General features: G+C 68.9%; 25 protein-coding genes and 1 pseudogene. 17 read left to right on the top strand and 9 right to left on the bottom strand.

What is annotated here, in order from left to right; genetic code table 11:
• The first annotated feature begins 222 nt into the window (after positions 1-222).
• The 16 genes from MFF30_RS05965 to folK all read left to right on the top strand — a co-directional run bounded on the left by MFF30_RS05965 (position 223) and on the right by folK (position 14302).
• Entirely contained in the window at positions 223-1302 is a 1080-nt protein-coding gene (locus MFF30_RS05965; protein ID WP_238277778.1) for a molybdopterin-binding domain-containing protein, read from the top strand.
• Complete coding sequence (locus MFF30_RS05960; protein ID WP_238277776.1) at positions 1296-2939, top strand: formylmethanofuran dehydrogenase subunit A; 1644 nt, start codon at positions 1296-1298, stop codon at positions 2937-2939. Before MFF30_RS05965 ends, MFF30_RS05960 begins: the two co-directional genes overlap by 7 nt.
• Before the next feature lie 48 nt (positions 2940-2987).
• Positions 2988-3947: a formylmethanofuran--tetrahydromethanopterin N-formyltransferase gene (gene fhcD / locus MFF30_RS05955; protein WP_238277774.1), complete on the top strand. Its 960-nt coding sequence runs from the start codon at positions 2988-2990 to the stop codon at positions 3945-3947.
• The gene (locus MFF30_RS05950; protein ID WP_238277772.1) at positions 3944-4741 is read left to right on the top strand and encodes a formylmethanofuran dehydrogenase subunit C; all 798 of its coding nucleotides are present in this window, start codon (positions 3944-3946) and stop codon (positions 4739-4741) included. The genes fhcD and MFF30_RS05950 overlap by 4 nt, the downstream gene beginning before the upstream one ends.
• 192 nt (positions 4742-4933) lie before the next feature.
• Positions 4934-5140, top strand: coding sequence for a hypothetical protein (locus MFF30_RS05945; RefSeq protein ID WP_238277770.1), 207 nt, complete (start codon positions 4934-4936; stop codon positions 5138-5140).
• 222 nt (positions 5141-5362) lie between these two features.
• A complete protein-coding gene (locus MFF30_RS05940; RefSeq protein ID WP_238277769.1) occupies positions 5363-7015 on the top strand; it encodes a sensor histidine kinase in 1653 nt (550 codons plus the stop codon).
• Entirely contained in the window at positions 7012-7716 is a 705-nt protein-coding gene (locus MFF30_RS05935; protein WP_238277767.1) for a response regulator transcription factor, read from the top strand. Before MFF30_RS05940 ends, MFF30_RS05935 begins: the two co-directional genes overlap by 4 nt.
• Before the next feature lie 220 nt (positions 7717-7936).
• Positions 7937-8026, top strand: coding sequence for a pyrroloquinoline quinone precursor peptide PqqA (gene pqqA, locus MFF30_RS05930; protein WP_018043604.1), 90 nt, complete (start codon positions 7937-7939; stop codon positions 8024-8026).
• A 43-nt stretch (positions 8027-8069) separates the two neighbouring features.
• The gene (gene pqqB / locus MFF30_RS05925) at positions 8070-8972 is read left to right on the top strand and encodes a pyrroloquinoline quinone biosynthesis protein PqqB (RefSeq protein ID WP_238277766.1); all 903 of its coding nucleotides are present in this window, start codon (positions 8070-8072) and stop codon (positions 8970-8972) included.
• A 143-nt stretch (positions 8973-9115) separates the two neighbouring features.
• A complete protein-coding gene (gene pqqC, locus MFF30_RS05920; RefSeq protein WP_238277764.1) occupies positions 9116-10198 on the top strand; it encodes a pyrroloquinoline-quinone synthase PqqC in 1083 nt (360 codons plus the stop codon).
• A complete protein-coding gene (gene pqqE, locus MFF30_RS05915) occupies positions 10195-11352 on the top strand; it encodes a pyrroloquinoline quinone biosynthesis protein PqqE (protein WP_238277762.1) in 1158 nt (385 codons plus the stop codon). The genes pqqC and pqqE overlap by 4 nt, the downstream gene beginning before the upstream one ends.
• A complete protein-coding gene (locus MFF30_RS05910; protein WP_238277760.1) occupies positions 11349-12065 on the top strand; it encodes a hypothetical protein in 717 nt (238 codons plus the stop codon). The genes pqqE and MFF30_RS05910 overlap by 4 nt, the downstream gene beginning before the upstream one ends.
• A complete protein-coding gene (locus MFF30_RS05905; protein ID WP_238277758.1) occupies positions 12046-12432 on the top strand; it encodes a hypothetical protein in 387 nt (128 codons plus the stop codon). The genes MFF30_RS05910 and MFF30_RS05905 overlap by 20 nt, the downstream gene beginning before the upstream one ends.
• A 237-nt stretch (positions 12433-12669) precedes the next feature.
• Complete coding sequence (gene folP / locus MFF30_RS05900; protein ID WP_238277894.1) at positions 12670-13443, top strand: dihydropteroate synthase; 774 nt, start codon at positions 12670-12672, stop codon at positions 13441-13443.
• On the top strand, positions 13440-13814 hold the full coding sequence (folB, locus tag MFF30_RS05895; protein WP_238277756.1) for a dihydroneopterin aldolase: 375 nt from the start codon (positions 13440-13442) through the stop codon (positions 13812-13814). The genes folP and folB overlap by 4 nt, the downstream gene beginning before the upstream one ends.
• 14 nt (positions 13815-13828) lie before the next feature.
• A complete protein-coding gene (gene folK / locus MFF30_RS05890; protein ID WP_238277892.1) occupies positions 13829-14302 on the top strand; it encodes a 2-amino-4-hydroxy-6-hydroxymethyldihydropteridine diphosphokinase in 474 nt (157 codons plus the stop codon).
• Here the strand turns inward: folK and MFF30_RS05885 are convergent, their stop codons facing one another.
• From MFF30_RS05885 to MFF30_RS05855, 7 genes are all read right to left on the bottom strand, one after another.
• Positions 14303-14875, bottom strand: coding sequence for a L,D-transpeptidase family protein (locus MFF30_RS05885; RefSeq protein WP_238277754.1), 573 nt, complete (start codon positions 14873-14875; stop codon positions 14303-14305).
• 1 nt (position 14876) lies between these two features.
• Positions 14877-15731, bottom strand: a complete 855-nt coding sequence (gene xoxJ, locus MFF30_RS05880; RefSeq protein ID WP_238277752.1) for a rare earth element methanol dehydrogenase accessory protein XoxJ — start codon at positions 15729-15731, stop codon at positions 14877-14879.
• Positions 15731-16336, bottom strand: a complete 606-nt coding sequence (locus MFF30_RS05875; protein ID WP_238277750.1) for a c-type cytochrome, methanol metabolism-related — start codon at positions 16334-16336, stop codon at positions 15731-15733. Before MFF30_RS05875 ends, xoxJ begins: the two co-directional genes overlap by 1 nt.
• Positions 16337-16471: 135 nt before the next feature.
• Positions 16472-18274 (bottom strand): lanthanide-dependent methanol dehydrogenase XoxF5, encoded by a 1803-nt coding sequence (gene xoxF5, locus MFF30_RS05870; protein WP_238277749.1) that lies wholly within the window; start codon positions 18272-18274, stop codon positions 16472-16474.
• A gap of 671 nt (positions 18275-18945) precedes the next feature.
• Positions 18946-19701, bottom strand: a complete 756-nt coding sequence (locus MFF30_RS05865; protein WP_238277747.1) for an ABC transporter ATP-binding protein — start codon at positions 19699-19701, stop codon at positions 18946-18948.
• A 7-nt stretch (positions 19702-19708) separates the two neighbouring features.
• The gene (locus MFF30_RS05860) at positions 19709-20446 is read right to left on the bottom strand and encodes an ABC transporter permease (protein WP_238277745.1); all 738 of its coding nucleotides are present in this window, start codon (positions 20444-20446) and stop codon (positions 19709-19711) included.
• A 45-nt stretch (positions 20447-20491) separates the two neighbouring features.
• Positions 20492-21487, bottom strand: coding sequence for an ABC transporter substrate-binding protein (locus MFF30_RS05855; protein ID WP_238277744.1), 996 nt, complete (start codon positions 21485-21487; stop codon positions 20492-20494).
• A 250-nt stretch (positions 21488-21737) separates the two neighbouring features.
• Between MFF30_RS05855 and MFF30_RS05850 the strand changes: the two genes are divergently transcribed.
• Positions 21738-22115 carry a 4a-hydroxytetrahydrobiopterin dehydratase gene (locus MFF30_RS05850; RefSeq protein WP_238277742.1) on the top strand — a complete coding sequence of 126 codons (378 nt, stop codon included), beginning with the start codon at positions 21738-21740 and terminating at the stop codon, positions 22113-22115.
• A 28-nt stretch (positions 22116-22143) separates the two neighbouring features.
• On the opposite strand, the gene MFF30_RS05845 is transcribed toward MFF30_RS05850, so the two are convergent.
• Together MFF30_RS05845 and MFF30_RS05840 are read right to left on the bottom strand one after the other, a co-directional pair.
• Complete coding sequence (locus MFF30_RS05845; RefSeq protein ID WP_055949561.1) at positions 22144-22365, bottom strand: hypothetical protein; 222 nt, start codon at positions 22363-22365, stop codon at positions 22144-22146.
• 80 nt (positions 22366-22445) lie between these two features.
• Positions 22446-22747 (bottom strand): annotated as a pseudogene (locus tag MFF30_RS05840) (metallophosphoesterase); the annotation flags it as partial.

The raw sequence follows: 22747 nt of genomic DNA, 5'->3' as shown, positions 1-22747 counted from the left end.
CCGCCGGCTTGTCCCACGGAGCGCGGACCACCCGCAAGCGCGGCCTTCAAATCTCGCGTCCCGGCATCGCGCCCTGATTCGTCCGGTGCGACTCAAGGGGGTTGCCTGCCACGCGGCGGCGATGCAAACGTGCCGCCCCAACGATATGGACTGGCTCAGTCCCGCCGCGCGCGACGCCGAACACGGTGCGCGCCGGGCCCTCGATTTTCCAAGGTGCAACGTATGGCGGCCTGGGTGAAGGGTGGTGCGACGGATGCGGATGCGGCGGTGGAGGCCGCCGCCACGCTCCTCGCCTCAGCGCGCAATGCCGTTCTGGCGGGCCTTTGCGCCGAGTTAAGCGCGGTGCGCGCGGCCTACCACCTCGCCGACGCCCTCGGCGCCTCCGTCGATCCCGTGGCCGGCCCGAGCCTCTATGCCGAGCTCGGCCCCTTGAGCCGCACCGGCGCGATGACGACGACGCCGGCCGAGGCGATCGGCCGGGCCGACGCGGTCCTCATCGTCGGCAACGTCCCCTGGGACCGTCCCATCGTCGGCGACATCGCCGGCTCGCAGGCGACCCGTGGCCGCGCCGCCGGTTCGGAGCGGGTGATCCTGTCGCTGGGCGGCCCCCGCAACGGCGCCACCCGGCACGTGGCCTACCCGGTGGAGGCCGGCGGCCTCGCCGTGTCGATCGCGCACCTGCGCGCCTTCCTGAAGGGCAACCTGGCCGGGGAAGCTGCCTATGCCGACCTCGCCAAGCGACTGAGTTCCGCGCAGTACGGTGTCGTCCTCTACGACCCGGCCGAGATCGGCGAACTCGGTGTCGAGATGTTGACGGGACTTATCAAGGACCTCAACGAGGCCACGCGCTTCTTCGGCCTGAGCCTCGCGGACCCGTTCCAGGGCCGCGCGCTCCTCCAGCTCGCCGCCTGGACCACCGGTCAGGCGCCTCGCGTCGGCTTCGGCCGCCACGTGCCCGAGCACGATCCCTGGCGCTTCGACAGCGCTCGCCAGATCGCCGCCGGCGAGGCCGACGCCGCCCTCTGGCTCGCCTCCCTCCCCGCCCCCCGGCCCGACTGGCTCGGAACCCTGCCGAGCGTCGCCATCGTGGGCGTCGGCAGCCCGGATGCCAGTGGCGATGTCGCCGACGTGGTCTTCGCGGTCGGCGTACCCGGCGAGAGTGCCGGCGGGAGCCTGTGGGACGAGCGCCGCGCCGCCATCGCCTATGCGCCGGCCTCCGGCCAGACGGCCGAGCTGAGTGCGGCCGGCATCCTCACCGCCATCCAAGAACGCCTCACGCTGAAGAAGGCCGCCGCATGCTGATCCGGATTCACGGAGGCCGGGTCGTCGACCCGACGGCCGGCCGCGACGCGGTCGGCGAGGTCTGGATCGAGGACGGCCGGGTGGTCGGTGCCTCCGACCGGGCGCCCGACCGCACAATCGACGCCACCGGCTGCGTGGTCATGGCCGGCGGCGTCGAGGTGCATTCGCACATCGCCGGCGGCAACGTGGTGATGAGCCGCCTGCTCCTGCCCGACCTCTACGTCAGCGAGGCCGCACCCGAGGGCCATCCCTTCGCCCATGCGGGCGGCTCGGCCGCCTGGATCGGCGCGAACTACGCGCGGATGGGCTACACGCTCGCCGTCGAACCCGCGATGCCGCCCGCCAACGCGCTCGCGACCCAGCTCGAACTCGCCGACATCCCGCTCCTCGACCGCGGGGCGCTCACGGTGATGGGCAACGACGATCATCTGCTTCAGCTCCTGCGGGCGCGCGAGGGCAAGGCGGCGGTGCGCGACCTCGTCGCCCTCTCGGTGGCGACCTCGCGGGGGCTCGGCGTCAAGTGCATCAACGCGGGCGGCGCCTCGGCCTTCAAGGACGGGATGCTGAAGCTCAGCCTCGACGACGAGATCCCGGTCTACGGCCTTTCCACCCGCAAGATCATGGGCGCGCTCCTCGACGCGGTGGAGGAGATCGGCGTGCCGCATCCGCTGCATGTCCACTGCAACAACCTCGGCATTCCGGGTGCCGACGAGTCCTTCGTGGCGACCCTCGAGGCGGCGGAGGGGCGGCGCATCCACTTCGCCCATGCCCAGTTCTATGGCTACGGCGTCGCCGACCCGGAGAACCCGCTCACCGGCGGCTTCCGCTCGGCGGCGGAGCGGATCACGGAAGCCATGGAGGCGCACCCCAACGCCACCTACGATGTCGGCCAGGTCGCCTTCGGCCAGACCGTGACGATTTCGCTCGACATCCTGCGCCAGTTCGCCGGCCGCAAGGGCGCCAACCCGAAGAAGTGGATCGTCAACGCGGGCGACGCGGAGGGCGGCGGCGTGGTGCCGTTCCTCTACAAGCCGCGCGGTCCGGTCAGCTCCCTGCAATGGGCCATCGGCCTCGAGCTCATGCTGCTCTCGAAGGAGCCGGAGCGCACGATCCTGACGACGGACCACCCGAACGGCGGCCCGTTCACGGATTACCCGCACATCATCCACCTGCTGATGGACAAGGAGAAGCGCGACCGCGAGATCGCCGGCCTCCACAAGGTCATCGCCGAGCGCTCCGGCCTCTGCGCCATCGAGCGCGAATACAGCTTCTCGGAAATCGCCCAGCTCACCCGTTCGGGCCCGGCCAAGCTCCTCGGCCTCGCCGATCGCGGCCACCTGCGCGAGGGGGCCCGGGCCGACGTCGCGATCTATCGCGACGACCCGAACCGCACCGCCATGTTCGCCCGCGCCAAGCTGGTGCTCAAGGACGGCGAGACCATCGTGGAGGACGGCGAGGTCGTGGCCTGGCGCTCCGGCCGAACTCTGGAGCTCGCCGTCGAATCCGACAAGGCGATGGTGGCCCGCTCCGAGACCTACCTGCAGGACCGCTTCGGCGCCGGCCTCAAGAGCTTCGCGGTACCCGACGAGGCCTTCCCGAAGCCGGACGTGTTCGCGGAGGTCGCATGTCGTTCGTGAGGATGCCGGGCGTGAGAAAGATGCGTCGCGTGGGGACGGGTGACTGAGATGACGGACCTCACCCTCAACGGCATCCCGGTGATCGACACGTTCGCGGAGGCGTTCGACGTCGCCGGGACCGCGATCGTCATCACCAACGACACGGCGAAATGGGCGATGATCGCCGCCGTCACCATGACGGGCTTCGCCACGTCGGTGATCGGCTGCGGCGCCGAGGCCGGGATCGATTGCGAACTCTCCCCCGACGAGACGCCCGATGGGCGCCCCGGCGTGCGCGTGCTGCTGTTCGGCTTCGAGCCGAACGGCCTCAAGGACCAGCTCCTCAAGCGCGTCGGCCAGTGCATCCTCACCTGCCCGGGCACGGCGTGTTACGCCGGCGTGGACGGGCCCACGAAAATCAAGCTCGGCGGGGCCATCCGCTACTTCGGCGATGGCTTTGCCGTGGCAAAGCGCCTGACCGACCCGGTGACCGGCAAGGCCCGACGCTACTGGCGCATCCCCGTCATGGACGGCGAGTTCCTGTGCGAGGACTTCGTCCGCGCGGTCGACGGGGCGGTCGGCGGCGGCAACCTGCTCTTCCTCGGGCGCAAGCACGCCGACACCCTCAAGGTCGCCGAGATCGCGGTCGAGGCCGCCCGCGCGGTACCGGGCGCGATCCTGCCCTTCCCCGGCGGCATCGTCCGCTCCGGCTCGAAGGTGGGCGCCCGCACCAAGGGCATGATGGCCTCCACCAACGACGCCTATTGCCCGACCCTGAAGGGCCGGGCCGGCACCGAACTCTCGGCCGAGGTCGGCGTCGTGCTGGAAATCGTCATCGACGCGCTCACCTCCGACGCGGTGGCTCAATCCATGCGTGCGGCTCTGCACGCGGCCACCGAAGCCGGCGCGGCGCACGGCCTCGTCGCGGTCACGGCCGGCAATTACGGCGGCAATCTCGGCCGCCACCATTATCACCTGAAGAACCTGCTCTCGAAGGAGCCGGGCAGCAGCGAGGCCGGAGCCGCATGAGCACCCTGACCCTGCGCCAGGAGCCGCCGGAGCGGCTCGACCTCCTGCACGTCAATCCGCTCTCGCTCCGCGGTCTCAGCGAGGCCGAGGCGGCCCGGCTCCCCGTCGGCACCAGCCGGCACGGTCTCACCCTGGGCGACTGCTTCACCCTCGCCCTCGACGGCTCGGAGGACCTCGTGATCGAGGGCGGCTCGTCGCGCCTCGACCGGGTCGGCGCCTCGCTCAGCGGCGGCCGCATTCGCGTCGTCGGCGATGTCGGCCAGCGCCTCGGGGCGGGCATGCAGTCGGGCTCCGTCGTCGTGACGGGCTCCGCCGGTCCCTTCGCGGGCTCGGGCGCCACCGGCGGCACGATCACGGTCGAGGGCGATGCCGGGGATCATGCCGGCGGCGCGGTCTATGCGGCCAAGGCCGGGCTCGACGGTGCCACCCTGGTGATCCACGGATCGGCCGGCGACTATCTCGGCGACCGCATGCGTCGCGGCCTCATCCTGGTGGGTCGGGCCGGCGCCCATGCGGGCGCGCGGATGATCGCCGGCACCATCGCGGCGACGTCCCTCGGCGACCATCCGGGCTACGGCATGCGCCGCGGCACCATCCTGACCGGTGCGGTCGGGGCTCTGGCTCCGAGCTTCGTCGAGACCGGCACGCATGATCTCGTGTTCCTGCGCTTGCTCGCCCGCTCGCTGCGGCCCCTGAGCCCGACGCACGCCGACCTCGCGGCCGGAGCGCTCAAGCGCTACTCGGGCGACCTCGCGACCCTGGGCAAGGGCGAATTGTGGGTTGCGGCGGCCTGAAAGCTGCACGGAATCGGGAATATCCCGATTCCCCGATGACCGCGCCCGCGACGACGTCGACCCGTCGTGCGGGCAGGCCGCTAGCCGGCCGCACTTGCACAATCCTCCCGATCGGACGACCATCTCCGCCTGCGGGGCGGCAATATCGTGCCGGATGTCCCGTATATCCCCGCGCGAACCCGGCGTCCCCGAATGCTCATCCTGCTCTCGATCTGTCTCCTGTCGCAGCCTTCGCAATGCCGCGAGGACAAGATCGACCTGTCGTTCGAGGCCCGCAGCCCCGCCATCTGCCTGCGCAACTCCCAGAGCGCGATCGCCAAGTGGCAGGAAGAGCACCCGGAATGGCACGTCACCAAGTGGCGCTGTGCTGTTCGGGGCAGCCAGCCGCGCGACCTGTGAGACCGATGGGCTCGTCGCACCGGCACTGCTTCTCGCGACGTCTCTTTTCTTCGACCTCTCTTGCAAGGCAGGTTGCGTCCCGCCTACTGATCCTGCCCGCGCTACGGTGACGGCAGGATCACCGTAGCGCGGGCAGAGTCGGGAAGAGATTCAGGCAGGCCCGGTCCGTGATGCAGTCCCGGCGAAGGCCTGCGCGTCACCTCGGGATCAACCGGCACAACCATGCGCTCGCTGAAGGTCCGGTTCGCGCTGCTCCTCGGTGGCACCGCTCTGCTCGTCATCCTGGCGGCGTTGGGGGTGCTCGCCTCGATCGGCGCCGCCGAGCGCACCATCGACCGGACGCTGGCCGCGCAGGGGCGCCTCGAACTCCTGGTCGAACTGTCCGGGCGTATGACGCAGTACGGCCTCGCCGCCCTGGAGGCGGTGAGCAACCCGGACGCGCAGCCTGAGGGGCTCGCTGTGGCGCGCGCCAACGTCGACCGCGCCCTGGGGGCGGTGGACGAGGCTCTGGGGCGTTCCATCGCGGTCAGCAACGATCCCCTCGACCGGACGCAGTACGCCGCCCGCACCCGGCCCCTCGCGCAGCTGCGCTCCGCCCGCGCGGTGCTCGACCGGCAGGTCTCGCAGGTGCTGCGCCAGTCCGACGACGAATCGCGCAAGGCGGCGATCCGTGGGGCCCTCAACGGCTTTGGTGCGATGACGGGCCAGCCCCTCTCCTTCCTGATCGAGGTCGAGCGCCGCTCGATGATCGCGGGCTCCGACGCGGCGCGAGACCTGTCCGGCACCTTGCGCATCGCCTCCCTGGCGGCCGTGGCCTTCGCGCTCGCCGTCGTACTGCTGCTCTACCGGATGGTGACCCGTCCGGTGCTGGCGCGCATAGAGACCGTGCGCCGCGCCGCCGGAGCCGTCGGCCGGGGCGAGCTCGACACCCGCCTCTCGGTCGCGACGCGGGACGAGCTCGGCCTGCTGGTGGCGAACTTCAACCGCATGGCCGCCCGCCTCGCCCGCCGCGAGGGCCGGCTCGCGGCGGACCGCGCCGCCCTGGAGGACACCGTGGCGGCCCGGACCCTGGACCTGCGGGCCGCCAACACCCGGCTCGAGGCGGTGGACCGCTCGCGCCGACGCTTCTTCGCCGATGTCAGCCACGAGCTGCGCACGCCGCTCACCGTGATCCTGGGCGAGTGCGACATTGCCGCCCGCTCGGCCGGCCGGCGAGCCGATTCCGGACCCGGCGTCGATTTCGGGCCCGTCTTCGCCACCATCCGCAAGCGCGCCCTGCGCCTGCAGCGCCGGGTGGAGGATCTGCTGCGCGTTGCCCGCTCCGAATCCGGCCAGATCGAACTCGACCGGCGTCCCGTCAACGCGTTGCCGATCCTGGCCGACGCCGTGGACGGCATGGCCTCGGAGGCCGCGCGCCGGCGCGTGGCGCTCGGTCTGGCGCCCGCCACCGACGACCCGATGCTCCTCGCCGACCGGGAATGGCTGCGGCAGATGATCGAGAGCCTGATCGACAACGCCCTGCGGCACGCAACCGGCCTCACCGGCGTAAGCGTGGTCCTGGCGCGGCCGGACGCGGACCGGGTGGAGATCACCGTCACCGATGACGGGCCGGGCTTCCCCGGTTCGGGCGAGGACCTGTTCGAGCGCTTCCGCCGCGAGAGCCCCTCCGGCGAGGCCGGGTTCGGCATCGGCCTCGCCCTGGCGCGCTGGGTGGTGGAGCGCCATGATGGGGTGATCCGCCTGCGGAGCGGACCCGGCGGCCGGGGCGCCCAGGTCGCCCTCGAATTGCCGGTGCTGGGCTCACCCGAGGCCGCGCCGAAACCCGTGATACGGCAGGACGATCCGGACGGGGTCGCCAAGGAGAGTGTGGCATGACGCGTGTACTGATCGTCGAGGATGACAGCGACATCCGCGCCATGCTCGCCCGCGGCCTGGAGGCGGAAGGCTTCTCGGTCGGCGTCGCCGGATGCGTCGACGACGCCCTGGCTGCCGCCCAGGCCGATGCGCCGGAAGCCGTCGTGCTCGACATCACCCTGCCGGACGGCTCGGGCCACGACGTCTGCCGTTCCTTACGCGAGGGCGGCTACCCGGGGCCGATTCTCTTCCTCTCGGCTCGCGACGAGGTCCGCGACCGCGCCGAGGGATTGGCGCTGGGGGCCGATGACTACATCGTGAAGCCCTTCGTCTTCGACGAATTGCTGGCCCGCCTGCAGACACACCTCCTGCGCCGGAAGGCGGCGGACGCGCCCCGCACCATCGTCACGGCGGGCAAGCTCGTGCTGGACCTGAACATCCGTCAGGTCGGCTTCCTGGATGCGACGGCGCGCCTCACCCCCCGCGAAGCGGAGCTCCTCGCCCTCCTGATGGACAACGCCAACCAGCCGGTGACGCGGGGCGACATCTTCGACAAGCTCTGGGCGGGCCAGGGCGGACTCTCGCTGAATGTCGTCGATGTCTACGTGGGTTACCTGCGGACCAAGCTCTCGGATTTCGTCCGCCTCGGCGGTCCGGTGATCGTCACGGTGCGCGGACGGGGCTTCATGCTCGACCTCAAGGGCCAGGATTTCCGGCACTGAGGCAGGGTCAGAGCGGGCGGATTCGGCACCCTGCGTTAACGCCGACCCGCGTTTCGCGGGGTCATACGGGAGGAACCGGCAATTTAGCGCTTGAACTGCCGAGCCAAATTGTCGATATCACTCCGGCGACAGAAACCACTGCGCCGTCAGTGTCTTACGATCTTCTTATGTGGGATCGGGATGCTGCTGACGTTGAGAAGAAACTTTCAGGAGAAACACCATGACCTGGGCTGCCCCCGTCGTTTCCGAGATCTGTGTCGGCATGGAAGTCACCAGCTACGAGTCCGCTGAGATCGACACCTTCAACTGAGTTTTCGTCGAGCCCGGGGTCCTAAGGCAGCGTCGGTTCCACCATGCATGTCCTGATCCTTGGTTCGGCCGCGGGCGGCGGCCTTCCCCAGTGGAATTGCCGCTGCCCCATCTGTTCCCTCGCCCGCACGGACGAGACCCGCGTCAGGCCGCGGACCCAGTCGAGCATCGCCGTCTCTCCTGATGGGGAACGTTGGCTCCTGGTGAACGCCTCTCCCGATATTCGTCAGCAGCTGTTCGACAATCCGGCGATGCACCCGCGCGCGGGCTTGCGCCACTCGCCGATCCACGCCGTTCTGCTCACCAACGGTGACGTCGATCACGTCGCCGGGCTGCTGACGCTGCGCGAGGGCCAGCCCTTCACCCTCTACGGGACCAGCGGCATCCTCGACTCGGTCAACGCCAATCGGGTGTTCGACGTGATGGCCGCAGGCGTGGTTGCCCGCGAGCCGATCGCCCTCGACCGTGCGTTCGAGCCGGTGCCCGGTTTGCGCGTGACCCTGTTCTCCGTCCCCGGCAAAGTGCCGCTCTGGCTCGAGGACGAAACCCTGGAACTCGGCGCCGAAACCGAGACGACGGTGGGCGCCATGATCGAGGCGAATGGCCGGCGCGTCGCCTACATTCCCGGGTGTGCACGCGTCACCGACGGCCTCAAGGACCGGATCGCCGGGGTCGACGCCCTGCTGTTCGACGGGACCGTACTCCTCGACGATGACATGATCCGCGCCGGCGTCGGCACCAAGACCGGCTGGCGCATGGGGCACGTGCCGATGACCGGCGAGGGCGGCTCGGTCGCGGCGCTCGCCGACGTGGCGATCGGCCGGCGCGTCTTCGTCCACATCAACAACACCAACCCGGTGCTGGTGGAGGGATCGGACGAGCGCCTGCAGATCGAGGCCGCGGGCTGGACCGTGGCCCATGACGGATTGACGCTGTCCCTTTCGTGACGCGTCGATCTGGCAGTTTAGTGCCGGCGACATACATTGTGTCCGATGAAATTGCGTGCGCCCACTCGCAGCCTTCACGGCGTGCGGCGCGATTGATAAGAAAAGTTCCGAAAACCGCTCCCCGCTGACCCGCGAGCCACGCCATGACCGCGCCCTTCCCGACCCCGAAGACCGACGAGGCCCAGCGCCTGCTCTCGCCCGAAGAGTTGGAGGCCGCCCTTCGTGACATCGGCGCGCGCCGCTACCACAACCTGCATCCGTTCCACCGCCTGCTGCACGACGGCAAGCTGAACAAGGATCAGGTTCGGGCCTGGGCGCTCAACCGCTATTATTACCAGGCGATGATCCCCGTGAAGGACGCCGCCGTCCTCGCCCGGATGACCGACGCCTCCCTGCGCCGGGTCTGGCGCCAGCGCATCGTCGACCATGACGGCGACGCGCCCGGCGACGGCGGCATCGAGCGCTGGCTCAAGCTCGCCGAGGGCGTGGGCTTCGCCCGGACTTACGTGGAATCGACGCAGGGTATCCTTTCGGCGACCCGCTTCTCGGTGGATGCCTACGTGCACTTCGTGAAGGAGCGCTCGCTCCTGGAGGCCATCGCCTCCTCGCTGACCGAGATGTTCTCGCCGACCATCATCTCCGAGCGGGTCGCCGGGATGCTGACGAACTACGACTTCATCACCAAGGACACCCTGGCCTATTTCGACAAGCGCCTGACCCAGGCTCCGCGCGACGCGGATTTCGCCATCGCCTACGTCAAGGAGCACGCCACCACGCCGGCGCTGCAGCGCCAGGCCATGGATGCGCTGACCTTCAAGTGCAACGTGCTCTGGACGCAGCTCGACGCCCTGTACTTCGCCTACGTGGCGCCCGGGATGATCCCGCCGGATGCCTGGACGCCCGGCACCGGGCTGGTGCCCGAACCGGCCGTGGCCCAGGCGACGGGCACCGGCACCCTCACGGCGCACGACGTCCCGCGCCTGCCCCGCGGCGTGCGCCTGCGCCACGACGCCGTGCGCGACCAGCACGTCCTGCTGGCACCCGAGCGCACCTTCGATCTCGACGCCAACGCGGTCATGGTCCTGGAGCTGGTCGACGGCCAGCGCTCCGTGCGCGACATCGCCGGGGTGCTGGCCGAGAAGTTCACGGCGGACGCCTCCGTGATCGAAGCCGACATCCTCGCGATGCTGAACGATCTGGCCACCAAACGGGTTCTGGAGCGATGAACGCGATCACGCCGAACGCCACCGTCATCCCGGCGCCCGTCGGGCTGCTGGCCGAACTCACCCATCGCTGCCCCTTGCGTTGTCCCTACTGCTCGAACCCGCTCGAACTCGACCGGCGTTCGGGAGAACTCGACACCGCGACCTGGCAGCGGGTGCTGACGGAGGCGGCGGCCCTCGGCGTGCTCCACGTCCATCTCTCGGGCGGCGAGCCGACGGCGCGCAACGACATCGTCGAGATCACGAAGACCTGCGCGACGCTGGGCCTGTATTCCAACCTCATCACGTCGGGCGTCGGGGGTGCCTTGCAAAAACTCGACGCGCTCTACGACGCGGGCCTCGACCACGTGCAGCTCTCGGTGCAGGGCGTGGACGCGGCCAATGCCGAGAAAATCGGCGGCCTGAAGAACGCGCAGCCTCAGAAATTCGCCTTCGCCGAGCGGGTGACCCAGCTCGGCTTGCCGCTGACGCTGAATTCGGTGATCCACCGGGGCAATATCCACGAGGTCGAGGGCTTCATCGACCTGGCGGTCAAGCTCGGCGCCAAGCGCCTGGAGGTCGCCCACACCCAGTACTACGGCTGGGCCTACGTGAACCGCGCCGCCCTCATGCCCAACAAGGCCGAGGTCGACCGATCGATCCGCATCGTCGAGGCGGCCCGCGAGCGCCTGAAGGGCCAGCTGGTCATCGATCTCGTGGTGCCCGACTACTATGCGAAGTACCCGAAGGCCTGCGCGGGCGGCTGGGGTCGCAAGCTCATGAACGTCACCCCGCAGGGCAAGGTTCTGCCCTGTCACGCCGCCGAGACGATACCGAACCTCGAATTCTGGTACGTGTCCGACCATTCGCTCGCCGACATCTGGGCAAACTCCCCGGCCTTCACGGCCTATCGTGGCACGGACTGGATGAAGGAGCCCTGCCGCTCCTGCGACCGGCGGGAGAAGGACTGGGGCGGCTGCCGCTGCCAGGCCCTGGCGCTCGCCGGAGACGCGGCGGCCACCGATCCGGCCTGCTCGCTCTCGCCGCTCCACGCCAAGGTGCGCGATCTCGCCGTCGAGGAGGCGGCCGAGACGCCACCGGACTACATCTATCGGACCATCGGCAGTAACGTGCAGCCGAATGTGCGTACGCCGCTGAATGAGGAAGCGCCGCTTTGAAGCCCGTCACACTTGCCGCGTTCGTGTTGCTCGCGAGCGCCCCCGCGCTCGCCCAGACAGCGCCTCAGGCCTCGGAAGCGCCCGCCGTCGTCAAGACCAACACCGCGACGGCCCCGAACGCCTCGGACCTGCTCTTCGAGCAGCCGCAGATGAAGAACGTCCCGCCTGGCTCCAAGCTCACCTACGATTACCTGCGTCGCAGCGGCATCTCGAAGGGCCCGTTCGGGCCGCCCCTGAACGACACCATCAAGCTCGGGGTCGAGCCCGGCAACGCCGCGGACAACCGCAACATCCGGGTGGAGATGTTCTCCGGCGCCAACCGCTTCCCGGCCGGCCCGTTCGAGGACATGCCCGGCAACCCGGTGATGACGCTCTTCCTCGAGCATCACCTCATCGACCTCGCCCGCGTGCTGATGGCCAATCCACGCTACATCAAGAATGCCATCCGTAAGGGCCTGCGCGACAACGCCACCGTGACGCCGACGCAGGTCGACTACAAAGGCCGCAAGGTCGATGCCTGGCGCATCGAGACCAAGCCCTTCATCGACGACAAGATGAAGGAGCGCATGCGCGGCTTCGAGAACCTGACCTACACCTTCGTCACGTCCGAGGCCGTGCCCGGCGAACTCGTCTCGATCGAGGCGAGCTCCAAGAACGCCGAGGGCGGCGAACTCCTGCAAGAGAACCTGACCTATGATCCGAACGCTGGTTAAGCGGCTCCCGCGCCTCGCGGCCGGCGCCTGCGCGGCGGCCCTCCTGGCGGGTGCGGCGGCCGCGGCCGCGGCCGAGCCCGAGAACGACTATCCCACCGAGGCGCGGGCCGACTACATCTTCGGCTGCATGGCGGCCAACGGCCAGTCACGCGAGTCGCTGTCGCGCTGCTCCTGCTCCCTCGACGCCCTCGCTTCGCTTCTGCCCTATGACAAGTACGTCCAGGCCAGCACCGTGCTTTCCCTGCGGCAGGGCATCGGCCAGCGCACCACCGCGTTCAAGTCGACCAAGGTCTTCGACGACCAGGTCGCCGAACTGCGCAGGGCCCAGGCCGAGGCGGAGATCCGCTGCTATCGCGGCGGGACCTGAGCGGACTCTTCGGACCCCGCAGCGCCGCCGTCGGGAGCGGCGGCGCAGGACGCGGTTTCGTACAGCCCCGGCATGGGCGTTGCTCCGACCCGGCATTGCGTTCAAAGACAGCGGCATCCCGGCCGGGGACGCGCCCTGAACGCGCCCGCCTTCGAACCCGAGCATCCCGTGCCACCAGCAGACCTGCCGGCCCCGCTGACGACGCTCCTGCCCGATCTCGGGCGACGCGTGCTCGTGATGGGCATCCTCAATGTCACGCCCGATTCCTTCTCGGATGGCGGTCGCTTCACGAATCGTGACGCCGCCCGCGACCAGGCCGAGGCCCTGGTGGCTGAGGGGGCGGCGTTGGTGGATATCGGCGGCGAGTCCACCCGGCCCGGCCACGTGCCGGTCTCGGCCGAGGAGGAGCAGGCCCGCATCCTGCCGGTGATCCGCGACCTCGCGCCCCGCCTGTCCGTTCCGATCTCGGTGGACACCTACAAGGCCGCGACCGCGCGGGTGGCGCTGGAGGCCGGCGCCCGCATCGTCAACGACGTCTGGGGCCTACAGCGCGAGCCCGACATCGCCCGCGTCGCCGCCGACCATGGCGCGCCGGTGATGATCATGCACAACCGTGAGACCATCGATCCGGCCATCGACATCATCGCCGACATGCTACGCTTCTTCGAGCGCTCCCTCGCCATCGCGCGGGCTGCCGGTCTCCGCGACGGCGACATCGTGCTCGATCCGGGCATCGGCTTCGGCAAGAGCTGGGAACAGCACCTCGAAGCCCTGCGGCGTCTGCCCGAGATCGTGGCTCTCGGCTTTCCGGTCCTCGTCGGCGTCTCGCGCAAATCGCTGCTCGGGCGCCTGCACGATGCCGAGACCCGGCCGGTGGATCGCCTCTTCGGCTCCATCGGCAGCCACGTGCTCGCCGCGACACTCGGGGCCCGGATCGTGCGCGTCCACGACGTACGGCCGCATGTCGACGCCCTGCGGGTGGTCGATGCCGTGATGGGACGACCCGCATGAGCGACCGCATCGTCGTCGACCGCATCGCCGTGTTCGCCTTCCACGGCCTCCTGCCCGAGGAAGCCCGGCTGGGCCAGCGCTTCTACGTTTCCCTCGACGTTCGACTCGATCTCCGGGCGGCCGGCCGCTCCGACGACGTTGCCCGGACCGTGAGCTACGCCGATCTCACCGAGATCGTGACCCGGATCGCCACGCAGCGGCGCTTCGCCCTGATCGAGGCCCTGGCGGAGGCCATCGCGGGCGAGATCCTCGAGCGGCACCCGCCCATCCGCGAGATCCGGGTCCGGGTGGACAAGCCGAGCGCGCCGGTGCCGGCGGTGATCGACGGTGTCGCCATCGAGATTGTACGCGCCCGCGAGGCGGCCCGATGAGCGCGGAGGCGGGACTGCATGCGGCCTATCTCGGTCTCGGCAGCAACATCGGCGACAAGGCTGCGACCCTGGCGGACGCGGTGGCGCGGTTGGCCGCCACGCCGGGCATCCGCATCACCGCGCGCTCGTCCGATTACCGGACCCCGCCCTGGGGCGACACCGACCAGGACTGGTTCCTCAACGCCGCCGTCGGGATCGAGACCAGCCTGACCCCTCATGAACTTCTGGAGGCCGGCCTCGCCATCGAGGCCGCCATGGGCCGGGTGCGCGAGCGCCGCTGGGGGCCGCGGGTGATCGACATCGACGTGTTGTCCTACGAGGGCGCTGCGATCTCGGATGCGCGCCTGGTGCTTCCGCACCGCTTCGTGCGCGAGCGCGTCTTCGTGCTGGTGCCCTTGGCCGAGATCGCCCCCGACCTGCGCATCGGCCCCGAGACGGTCACCGAAGCCCTGGCCAAGCTCGACGCCGCCGGCATCGAGCGAGCCTGATCAGGGCCGGATTTCGATCGGGGTGCCGGTGTCCACACGGGCGTAGATCGCCTCCATCTCGGCGTTGGTGACGCCGACGCAGCCATTCGTCCAGTCGACGAGGCGGTGCAGGGACCCGAGCCAGGACAGGCCGTTGAACAGGCCGTGGATCATGATGTCGCCGCCGGGGGCACGGCCCTGGGTCGCAGCGCGGAGCGCCTGGTCCGGCGTCGGATACGATACCTTCAGCGAGAGATGCGCGACGCTGCGCGGGTTGCGATATGCGATCGCGTAGGTGCCCTCCGGCGTGCGTCCGTCGCCCGCGCGGAATTTTTGGCCTTGGGGGCTAAACCCGAGGGAGACCGGATAGGTGGCGAGGACCCGGCCGTCGCGCAGCAGCGTCAGGCGGCGGGCGGCCTTCTCCACGAGAATGCGGTCGGCCCGATCCGGCTCGGGCACCAGGGGTGGTGCGACCCGCAGCCATTGGCGCTGATCCACGACGACGAGGGCGACCAGGACGAGAACGACGATGGCGGCGGCGGATGCGATCCGCCGCCGCCATCGCGGACTGTTTACCCTGTCGGCTGCCGTCATCTCACGGGGCTGGAGCGTCGAGGAGCTTGTTGCCCTCTTCCTCCAGCAAAGGCACGTCGTAGTCGCGCAGCACCCGCTCGATGTCGGCGCGGCGCTTGCGCAGGATCGTGTTCAGGGTGCGCTTCCAGTCGTTCTCCTCCAGGCGCACCCCGAGGGCGATCCGGAAGGTGAGCGGCGGGCGGTCGGGCTCCTGTAGCAGCGGGATAACCGTCATCGGCACGCCGCTCTGCTTAGCGAGCCAGCCGGCGGCCGGACCCCAGAGGATCGCCGCGTCGATGCGCTTCTCGGCGAGATCGGCGATGACCTCGGCCGAGACTGTCTGATGCTTGCGGGCCGGATCGAGCTGGTAGGGCGCGTAGGCCTTCATCGCGCTGACGAGGCCCACCTCCCCCATCCGGTTGACCGGGGGCGTGCCGCCGATGACGCCGATCGACTTGCCCTTGAGCTTGGGATCGTCGAGGCGGGTGACGCCGTCGAACTCGCCCGTGCGGGTGACCAGCGTATAGGCGGAGCGGTAATACGGGTTCGAGTGCTGGACGAGTTCGCCGCCGGCGGCCGAGCCGATGATGATGTCGCACAAACCAGTGCCAAGGGTGTTGCGAACGAAGCCCGGCCCCTGCGTCAGCCAGTAATACCGGATCTTGACCTTGAGCTCGTCGGCGATGATCTTCGCGATTTTATTCTCGAAGCCTTCCTCCTTGCGCTGGGAGAACGGCATGTTGCCCGGGTCGCCGCAGACGCGCAGCGTGTCCGTGGTGACGAGGTCGGGCAGCGATTGTGCGGATACGGCTCGCGCCCCTGCTGAAATCAGCAGGAGCGCGAAGGCGAAGCGTGTCGTCGTGCGTGAGCGGGTCATTAGCCGCCCAGGCACTCCTTCTCGGCCGTCTTGGCGGCCTCGGGCTTTTCTTCCTTGTCCGTCGGACGCACGCGCGGCATGGCGCCGGAGGCACGAGCCTTCAGGTAGACGTAGAGGTCGTCCGCGTAGCACATGACGTTCTTGTTATCGCCGAAGGCGGGCATGACCCGCTCCTGACCGGCCTGCGAGTCGCGCTTGCCGCCGGCGAGGATGCCGATGAACTCCTCGTAGCCGATGGTCTTGAGCGAGTCCTTCAGGGCCGGCGCGTAGGTCGAGCCCATGGCATCGGGGCCGTGGCAGACGTGGCACTCGGCGTGATAACGGCGGTAGCCCGAATAGGCGTACCAATCGAACTTCTTGCCGTCATTGGTGATGTGAAAGGTCGGATGGCCATCGCCGTCCTGATACTTGCCGTCCTCGACCTTCACAGCCGCGAACTTGTCGATCAGCTTCGGGTCTTTCTCGGGGGCGTTGGGATCCAGCTGGTTGGCCAGCGCCGGATCAGCCTTCTTCGCGTCCTGGGCCTGCACGGCGAGGGTCGAGACGGAGGCGAGGGCGAACACGGCCACGAGCGGACGGATGGCGGCTTTGCTGATGATGTGCAACGACGTTTCTCCCAGGAACACCACGTCGGCCTCACGGCCGCGTGTTTCGCGTGTTGTTCTTCCGATTCTAATCATAAAGGTGCCGGCGCGGAAACCCGCGCCGGCACCCTATTGCCTACCGTAGCGTGCGACCGATTAGTTCGGAAGCGAGAAGACGGTCAGCTGACCACCGAGGTTGGTGTAGTTCGAGAGGGCGGCGTAACCACCCACCGCGCCGAGACCGGCGTTCGGGTCGGTCAGGCCGGCCGCGAGGCCGATGCCGGCCCAGCCACCGACACCCGACAGGATGCCGACGAACTGCTTGCCCTTGTGGCTGTAGGTCATCACGTTGCCGATGATGCCCGACGGGGTCTTGAACTTGTAGAGCTCCTTGCCGGTCTTGGAGTCGACGGCCTTCAGGTAACCCTCGAGGGTACCGTAGAACACGACGTCACCAGCGGTGGCGAGGGCGCCCGACCACACCGAGAACTGCTCCTGGTTCGACCACTTGATCTTACCGTTCACACCGTCCCAGGCGATGAAGTTACCCATGCCGCCGTGGCTGTTGGGGGCCGGGTACATGGCCAGCGTCGCGCCGACGTAGGGCTGACCCGGGGTGTAGGAGACCCGGAACGGCTCGTAGTCCATGCAGACGTGGTTGGTGGGCACGTAGAACAGGTTGGTCTTCGGGGAGTAAGCAGCGGGCTGCTGATCCTTCGAACCCAGCGCCGCAGGGCAGATGCCCTTGGAGTTGGTATCCTCACCGTTCTGCTCGGTGGAGTACTTGGCCTGGACCAGGGGGCGACCGTAGGTCTTGGAGCCCTTGTCCATGTCGACCTTGGAGGCCCAGTTCACGACCGGATCGTACTTCTCGGCGACGAGGAGCTCGCCGGTGGCGCGATCGAGGGTGTAGCCGAAGCCGTTACGGTCGAAGTGGGTCAGGAGCGGACGCTCCTTGCCGTCAACCTTCTGATCCGTGAGGATCATCTCGTTGATGCCGTCGTAGTCCCACTCGTCGTGCGGGGTCATCTGGTAGACCCACTTGGCCGCGCCCGTGTCGGGGTTACGCGCCCAGATGGTCATGGACCACTTGTTGTCGCCCGGACGCTGCTTGGGGTTCCAAGTCGAGGGGTTGCCCGAGCCGTAGTACATCAGGTCGAGCTTGGGGTCGTAGGAGAACCAGCCCCAGGTGCAGCCGCCGCCGGTCTTCCACTGATCGCCTTCCCAGGTCTTCAGCGAGGAGTCCTTGCCGACCGGCTTGCCGAGAGACGTGGTCTTCTCGGGGTCCATGATCATGTCGGCGTCGGGGCCCTGGGAGTGGCCGCGCCACACCTTCTTGCCCGTCTTGGCGTCGTAGGCAGTGACGTGGCAGTTCACGCCGAACTCGCCGCCGGAGATGCCGACGATGATCTTGTCCTTCACCGGAAGAACGGTGGCGGTGTTGGTCTCACCCTTCTTAGGGTCGCCGTTGACGACCGACCAGTTCACCTTGCCGGACTTGGCGTCGAGCGAGACGACCGTGGTGTCGGCCTGGTGCAGGATGATGGCGCCGTCGGCGTAGGCGAGGCCACGGTTGACCGTGTCACAGCACATCACAGGGATGACCGACGGGTCCTGCTTCGGCTCGTACTTCCAGGCGATCACGCCGTCCTTGTCGAGGTCAAGGGCGTAGACGATGTTCGGGAAGGGGGTGTGGACGTACATCATGTTGCCGACGACGAGCGGGGAGCCCTCGTGGCCGCGCAGCACGCCGGTCGAGAAGGTCCAGGCGACCTGGAGCTGCTTGACGTTGCTGGCGTTGATCTGGTCGAGCTTCGAATAGCGCGTGTTGGCGTAGTCGACGGTCTGAAGGACCTGCTCGGCCGGGTTGGCCGTGCGCTTCAGGACGTCTTCGTTGGCGAACGCCGTGGTCGATACGACCATACCGGCGCCGAGTGCGAGAAGATGTACCGCTCTCATGGATTCCTCCGACAGATCTTGCAGCCGTCATCCTGCGGAAAACCCGCACGACCACGCCGTGATCTGACTGTTTGCGACAGGGATAGGTTCGCCTCGGTAGCGGACGCCAGCTCCCGATTTCCGCGCCATGGGCGGGAGGTCCGGATCTGACGGTCAGGGGCCGCTATCCCTTTGCGGCGCCCCTCGAAACCGAAGCTTGAATGAACTCTAAGAAAAATTCCGGCGGCGTCAACTCGCTTGCGCACCGTCTTGCCGGGCTTCGCACAAGTCCTCGTGAGGGTCCACAGGACAGGAGGCTGGGCTCCTGCCGTGCAGCATAAGATGGTGCGACGCAATATAGGCTGGCGCTAAGTCAAAGTCTTTTCATCACCTTTCGGCTTCCTTCATGTCGGTCGTGCATGCGGAGAGACCTTGGCGGGACGATCCATGACGAGCCAGGGGGCGAAAGCCTTTGTGGCATTCACGATACCAAATACGCGTCGCAATATTGTATAATAATTCAGGTTCCGGGTTCGGGCTTGTGATTCGCTGCGATCGACGGGTCGCATCGAGACGCACCGGATTGCGCTGGGATGATGCGCGGTCTCGCCGCATCCGGGAGACACCCTCACGGCTGCCGGATCAGCCCGCGTGGCTCATGGGGAATGCGACTGCGCATGGTCGCGAGAGAATCAGCCCGCGATCACGGTGGGGAACTGGGCCGCAAGAGCCGCCCGGCGGCCTTCGACCCAGGCTCGGTCGCGTGCGCCGCGGGGGCGCTCCAACGGAATAGTCCCGAGAAGGCCCGCGGGGCGGCCGGACACGAGCAGGAGGCGGTCGGCGATCTCGATGGCCTCGGCGACGTTGTGCGTGACCATCAAGACGCCCATGCCCGAGCGCTCGACGGCTGCGACCACGAGGCCCCGCAAACCCGCCGCCGAGGTGTCGTCGAGGGAGACGAAAGGCTCGTCCAGAACAAGGATGCGCGGCTTCTGGGCCAGGGCCCGGGCCAGCGAGACTCGCCGTGCCATTCCGAGGGAGAGAGCCCCCGGATAGCGGCTCCGCCAGGGGCCGAGCCCGAGGGAGTCGAACAGCCCGTCGAGATCCTGGCCCCGCGTGCCGCGCGGCAGGGCGAGGCGGACGTTCTGCTCCACCGTGCGCCAGGGCAGCAGGCGCGGCTCCTGGAACGCCATGGCGATGCCGGCTGCGTCCGGGTGCGGGGTCACGCGGCCCTCGTAGTCGGGGTCGAGGCCGAGGAGGATGCGCAGGGTCGTGGTCTTGCCCGCGCCCGAGGGGCCGATCAGGCAGGTAATCTCCCCGGCGATCACCGAGAAGGCGAGACCGCGCACGGCCTCCACCGGCTCCCGGCCGCCGGCACCGTAGACCTTGCGGTCGATGTCCACCCGCAGGGCGACGGCCCCGGGGCCGGGTGCGGCGGAGCCCGCCATCGCTCCGTCAGCGCCAGCGTCGGACATAAGCTTCGAGCCGCTGCAGGATGAGGATGTCGATGGCGATCATCACGCTCATGAACACGATGCTGTAGCCGACGATGGCCGCCACGTTCAGGCTCTGGACGAAGTAGTAGTTGATCGCGAAGCCGACCCCGTTGGGGCGGCCGAGAAGCTCGATCACCAGCACGATCTTCCAGGCGAGCGAGAGGCCGGAGCGCGCCGCAGCCACCGCGAAGGGCTGGAGCTGCGGCACCAACACGTGGGCGATCCAAGTCCGACGGTCGAAACGGTAGGTGCGCGCCATTTCCTCCAGCTGCGGGTCGAGGCCGCGCGCGCCCTCGCGGAGGATCACCGCGACGTTCGGCAGCTTGTTCAGCACCACCGCGACGATTGCCGCGGCCTCGTTGAGGCCGACCCAGATGTAGGCCAGCACGGTGATCACAAGGGCGGGCGTGTTCAGGAGAATGAGCAGCGGCGTGTCGAGGACGAGGTTGAGGCGGCGCGAGCGCCCGAGGGCGATGCCGAGGAGCACCCCGAGGGTCATCGCCAGGAAGAACGAGATGCCCACCCGCGACAGGGTGATGCCGACGTTCCACCAGAGGTCACCGGAGGCGGATTCGCGCCGGATGAAATCGAGGATCGCCAGCGGCGCCGGTAGCAGGCGCGAACCGGCGGCGGACGCGGCGGCCTGCCATCCGGCGAGCAGCACCAGCACAGAGACGAGACGGGTGGCAAAACCCATGGGGGTCAGGGCGTCGCGCGCGGGACACGCGCGCTGGCGGTCGCCTCAGCCATTTCCGCTGCCGTCGTAGTAGAGGCCCGGCGGCAGGGTGGAGCCCGCCCCGACCAGGCGCTCGCCTCCGAGCCGCGCCATGACGGCGAACAGCTTCTCGCCGTCGCCGCGCTCGGTGGCCAGGGGCCGGCGCGGGATGCCGGCGAGGAAGTCGCGCTTCAGGGCCTGGAAGGTCGCCTCGTCGTCGGCCGCCATCAGCGGGCGCACCACATCCCAGGCGGCGGGATCATTGGCCAATGCCTCCTTGGCGGCCTTCGAGGCGCGGGTGAAGCCCGCGACCGCCTCGGGCTTCTCCCTCACGGTGTCGGCCTCGAGCAGATAGCCGATCAGCGCCATCGATCCGGTGGCGCCGAAGGCCCGCATGATGTCGTCCGAGCCGATCAGGCGGCGGAAGCCCTTGGGTTCCAGGCGGGCGCAGTAGGTCCAGTACAGGAGCCCCGCATCGAGCTCACCCTGTTCGAGCTTGAGCGCCAGCAGGGGCGGCGCCCCGAAGGCGACGGTGGCTTGCGTCTCGAGGTCGAGGCCGGCGGTGTCCCGCGCCTGTGCCTTCAGCAGCAGCCAGTTCTTGTCGAGGGGACCGCCGGCGACGCCCAGGCGCTTGCCCTTGAGGTCGGCCAGCGTGCGGATCGGGCTGTCGCCCGGCACCATCAGGGAGCCCTCGGTGGTCGAGTAGGGGAAGAACCGGATCGCGCGGCCCTCGTTGCCGAGGCGCGCCGCCCAGAGCAGGTCGCCCACAATCGTGTCGACCTGACCGCCCATGAAGGCGATCCGTGCCGCGTCGTTGCCGGCGAGCTTGACGACGTCGAGGGTGAAGCCGTTGGCGGTGTCGAGGCCGCGCGCCTTGATCACCGCCGCCTCCCAGGAGACGGTGCCGAAGGGCAGGCTGCCGACCCGGATCGACGCCGGTGCGGCGCGCGCCGGCCGCGGCGCCAGGCTCCAGCCCAGGGGCGACAGTGCCGCCGTCGCGAGCAATCCGCGCCGTGACAGCATGGTGGGCACTCCCTGGATTCGATGTCGAACGCTCGGGTGGTCCCCTAGAGGCCGGCGCTGGTTGGTCATCTTCATAGGAGGTCGGGCACAGGGCGTCCACAGGACGAATTGGCAAGTCTGCCGGGCGGATGGTCGCTCCCGCAACCGGAACAGATGCCCGGCCGGGTTCGGGACCTTGCGCGCGACCGGGGCCCGGCGCAGGCTCGGCGCACATCCGGCAGAGATGCCTGTTCGAGGGAGGTTCTGGACCATGGCCGGCACGCGGGACGACGTGATCGACGACGCCACCATCGTGGAGCGCCTCGCGCGGGAGCTTCCGGCCTGGCGCCTGGAGGAGGGCTGGATCAAGCGCACCTACAAGACCGCAGGCTGGAAGAGCACCCTGATGGTCATCAACACGGTGGGCCACCTCGCCGAGGCGGCCTGGCACCATCCCGACATCACGGCCTCTTATGCCTGGGTCGAAGTGCGGTTGACCAACCATGCGGCCAAGGGGGTCACCGACAAGGACTTCGCGCTGGCGGCCAAGATCGAGGACGTGATCGGCTGGCAGCCCGGCACCGAGGGCGGCGCGCTGGAAGGAACCCCCACGGATCCGCGCTTCGCCTACATCAAGTACGATCGGTGAGTATAATCGGTAACTTGGGGCGGCCGGCTCAGTCGGCCTGCTTCACCCGGCGGCACTCGGTCTTGAGGTAGCTCGTCTTGCCGACCTCGTCGCGCAGGTCGGTGCGGGCGATGATCTCCTGCCAGCCGTTGGTGCAGCCGAGCTCGTTGGCGACCCGGACCTTGCGGACCTCGCTCGCCTTGTCGTCGGTGCAGGCCTCGATCGGGATGCCGTTGGCGCAGACGAGGACCACGGCGATGAAGGCGTTCATGGGTTGATCCTCGTGGACTGACTGCGAACCGGCTCGCGGCATCGGTGCTCGACAGGTACGCAGGCGGGGCCGGCCCGGTCTCACCCGATCGTGAGAATGTGATCGGGGGCGTAATCCCGACCCTCGACCGGGTTCGCCACCCAGCGGGTCCGGCCGATGCGCATGTCGTGGCCCGCATGGAAATGGCCCGAGACCCAGAGGTCGGGCCGGGCCGCGTCGGGGAGGTCCTCCAGAACGGTGCTTGCGTAGAAGGCCGGCACCCACCAGGGGACGCCGGGCGCGTGCCGGAACGCATCGGCTGCGCGTGGGCTCGCCGGATGATGGGTGACGCAGACGGTGGGGCCGTCATGCGGGCGTGACAGGGCGGCGATCAGGCCCTCGC

Origin of the sequence: Methylobacterium goesingense (assembly GCF_022179225.1) — a bacterium.
Classification (GTDB): domain Bacteria; phylum Pseudomonadota; class Alphaproteobacteria; order Rhizobiales; family Beijerinckiaceae; genus Methylobacterium; species Methylobacterium goesingense.
Note: the sequence above shows the minus strand (reverse complement) of the source record. Positions and strands in the feature narration are given on the sequence as shown.

Coding starts and splice junctions, on each gene's coding strand:
- MFF30_RS05860 (WP_238277745.1), bottom strand. CDS start 20,446: ATGGGTTTTGCCACCCGTCTCGTCTCTGTGCTGGTGCTGCTCGCCGGA.
- xoxJ (WP_238277752.1), bottom strand. CDS start 15,731: ATGACCCGCTCACGCACGACGACACGCTTCGCCTTCGCGCTCCTGCTG.
- MFF30_RS05945 (WP_238277770.1), top strand. CDS start 4,934: ATGCTCATCCTGCTCTCGATCTGTCTCCTGTCGCAGCCTTCGCAATGC.
- MFF30_RS05905 (WP_238277758.1), top strand. CDS start 12,046: ATGATCCGAACGCTGGTTAAGCGGCTCCCGCGCCTCGCGGCCGGCGCC.
- MFF30_RS05885 (WP_238277754.1), bottom strand. CDS start 14,875: ATGACGGCAGCCGACAGGGTAAACAGTCCGCGATGGCGGCGGCGGATC.
- pqqA (WP_018043604.1), top strand. CDS start 7,937: ATGACCTGGGCTGCCCCCGTCGTTTCCGAGATCTGTGTCGGCATGGAA.
- fhcD (WP_238277774.1), top strand. CDS start 2,988: ATGACGGACCTCACCCTCAACGGCATCCCGGTGATCGACACGTTCGCG.
- folB (WP_238277756.1), top strand. CDS start 13,440: ATGAGCGACCGCATCGTCGTCGACCGCATCGCCGTGTTCGCCTTCCAC.
- MFF30_RS05940 (WP_238277769.1), top strand. CDS start 5,363: ATGCGCTCGCTGAAGGTCCGGTTCGCGCTGCTCCTCGGTGGCACCGCT.
- MFF30_RS05855 (WP_238277744.1), bottom strand. CDS start 21,487: ATGCTGTCACGGCGCGGATTGCTCGCGACGGCGGCACTGTCGCCCCTG.
- pqqC (WP_238277764.1), top strand. CDS start 9,116: ATGACCGCGCCCTTCCCGACCCCGAAGACCGACGAGGCCCAGCGCCTG.
- MFF30_RS05845 (WP_055949561.1), bottom strand. CDS start 22,365: ATGAACGCCTTCATCGCCGTGGTCCTCGTCTGCGCCAACGGCATCCCG.
- pqqE (WP_238277762.1), top strand. CDS start 10,195: ATGAACGCGATCACGCCGAACGCCACCGTCATCCCGGCGCCCGTCGGG.
- MFF30_RS05965 (WP_238277778.1), top strand. CDS start 223: ATGGCGGCCTGGGTGAAGGGTGGTGCGACGGATGCGGATGCGGCGGTG.
- pqqB (WP_238277766.1), top strand. CDS start 8,070: ATGCATGTCCTGATCCTTGGTTCGGCCGCGGGCGGCGGCCTTCCCCAG.
- MFF30_RS05950 (WP_238277772.1), top strand. CDS start 3,944: ATGAGCACCCTGACCCTGCGCCAGGAGCCGCCGGAGCGGCTCGACCTC.
- MFF30_RS05865 (WP_238277747.1), bottom strand. CDS start 19,701: ATGGCGGGCTCCGCCGCACCCGGCCCCGGGGCCGTCGCCCTGCGGGTG.
- xoxF5 (WP_238277749.1), bottom strand. CDS start 18,274: ATGAGAGCGGTACATCTTCTCGCACTCGGCGCCGGTATGGTCGTATCG.
- MFF30_RS05935 (WP_238277767.1), top strand. CDS start 7,012: ATGACGCGTGTACTGATCGTCGAGGATGACAGCGACATCCGCGCCATG.
- MFF30_RS05960 (WP_238277776.1), top strand. CDS start 1,296: ATGCTGATCCGGATTCACGGAGGCCGGGTCGTCGACCCGACGGCCGGC.
- MFF30_RS05850 (WP_238277742.1), top strand. CDS start 21,738: ATGGCCGGCACGCGGGACGACGTGATCGACGACGCCACCATCGTGGAG.
- folP (WP_238277894.1), top strand. CDS start 12,670: ATGGGCATCCTCAATGTCACGCCCGATTCCTTCTCGGATGGCGGTCGC.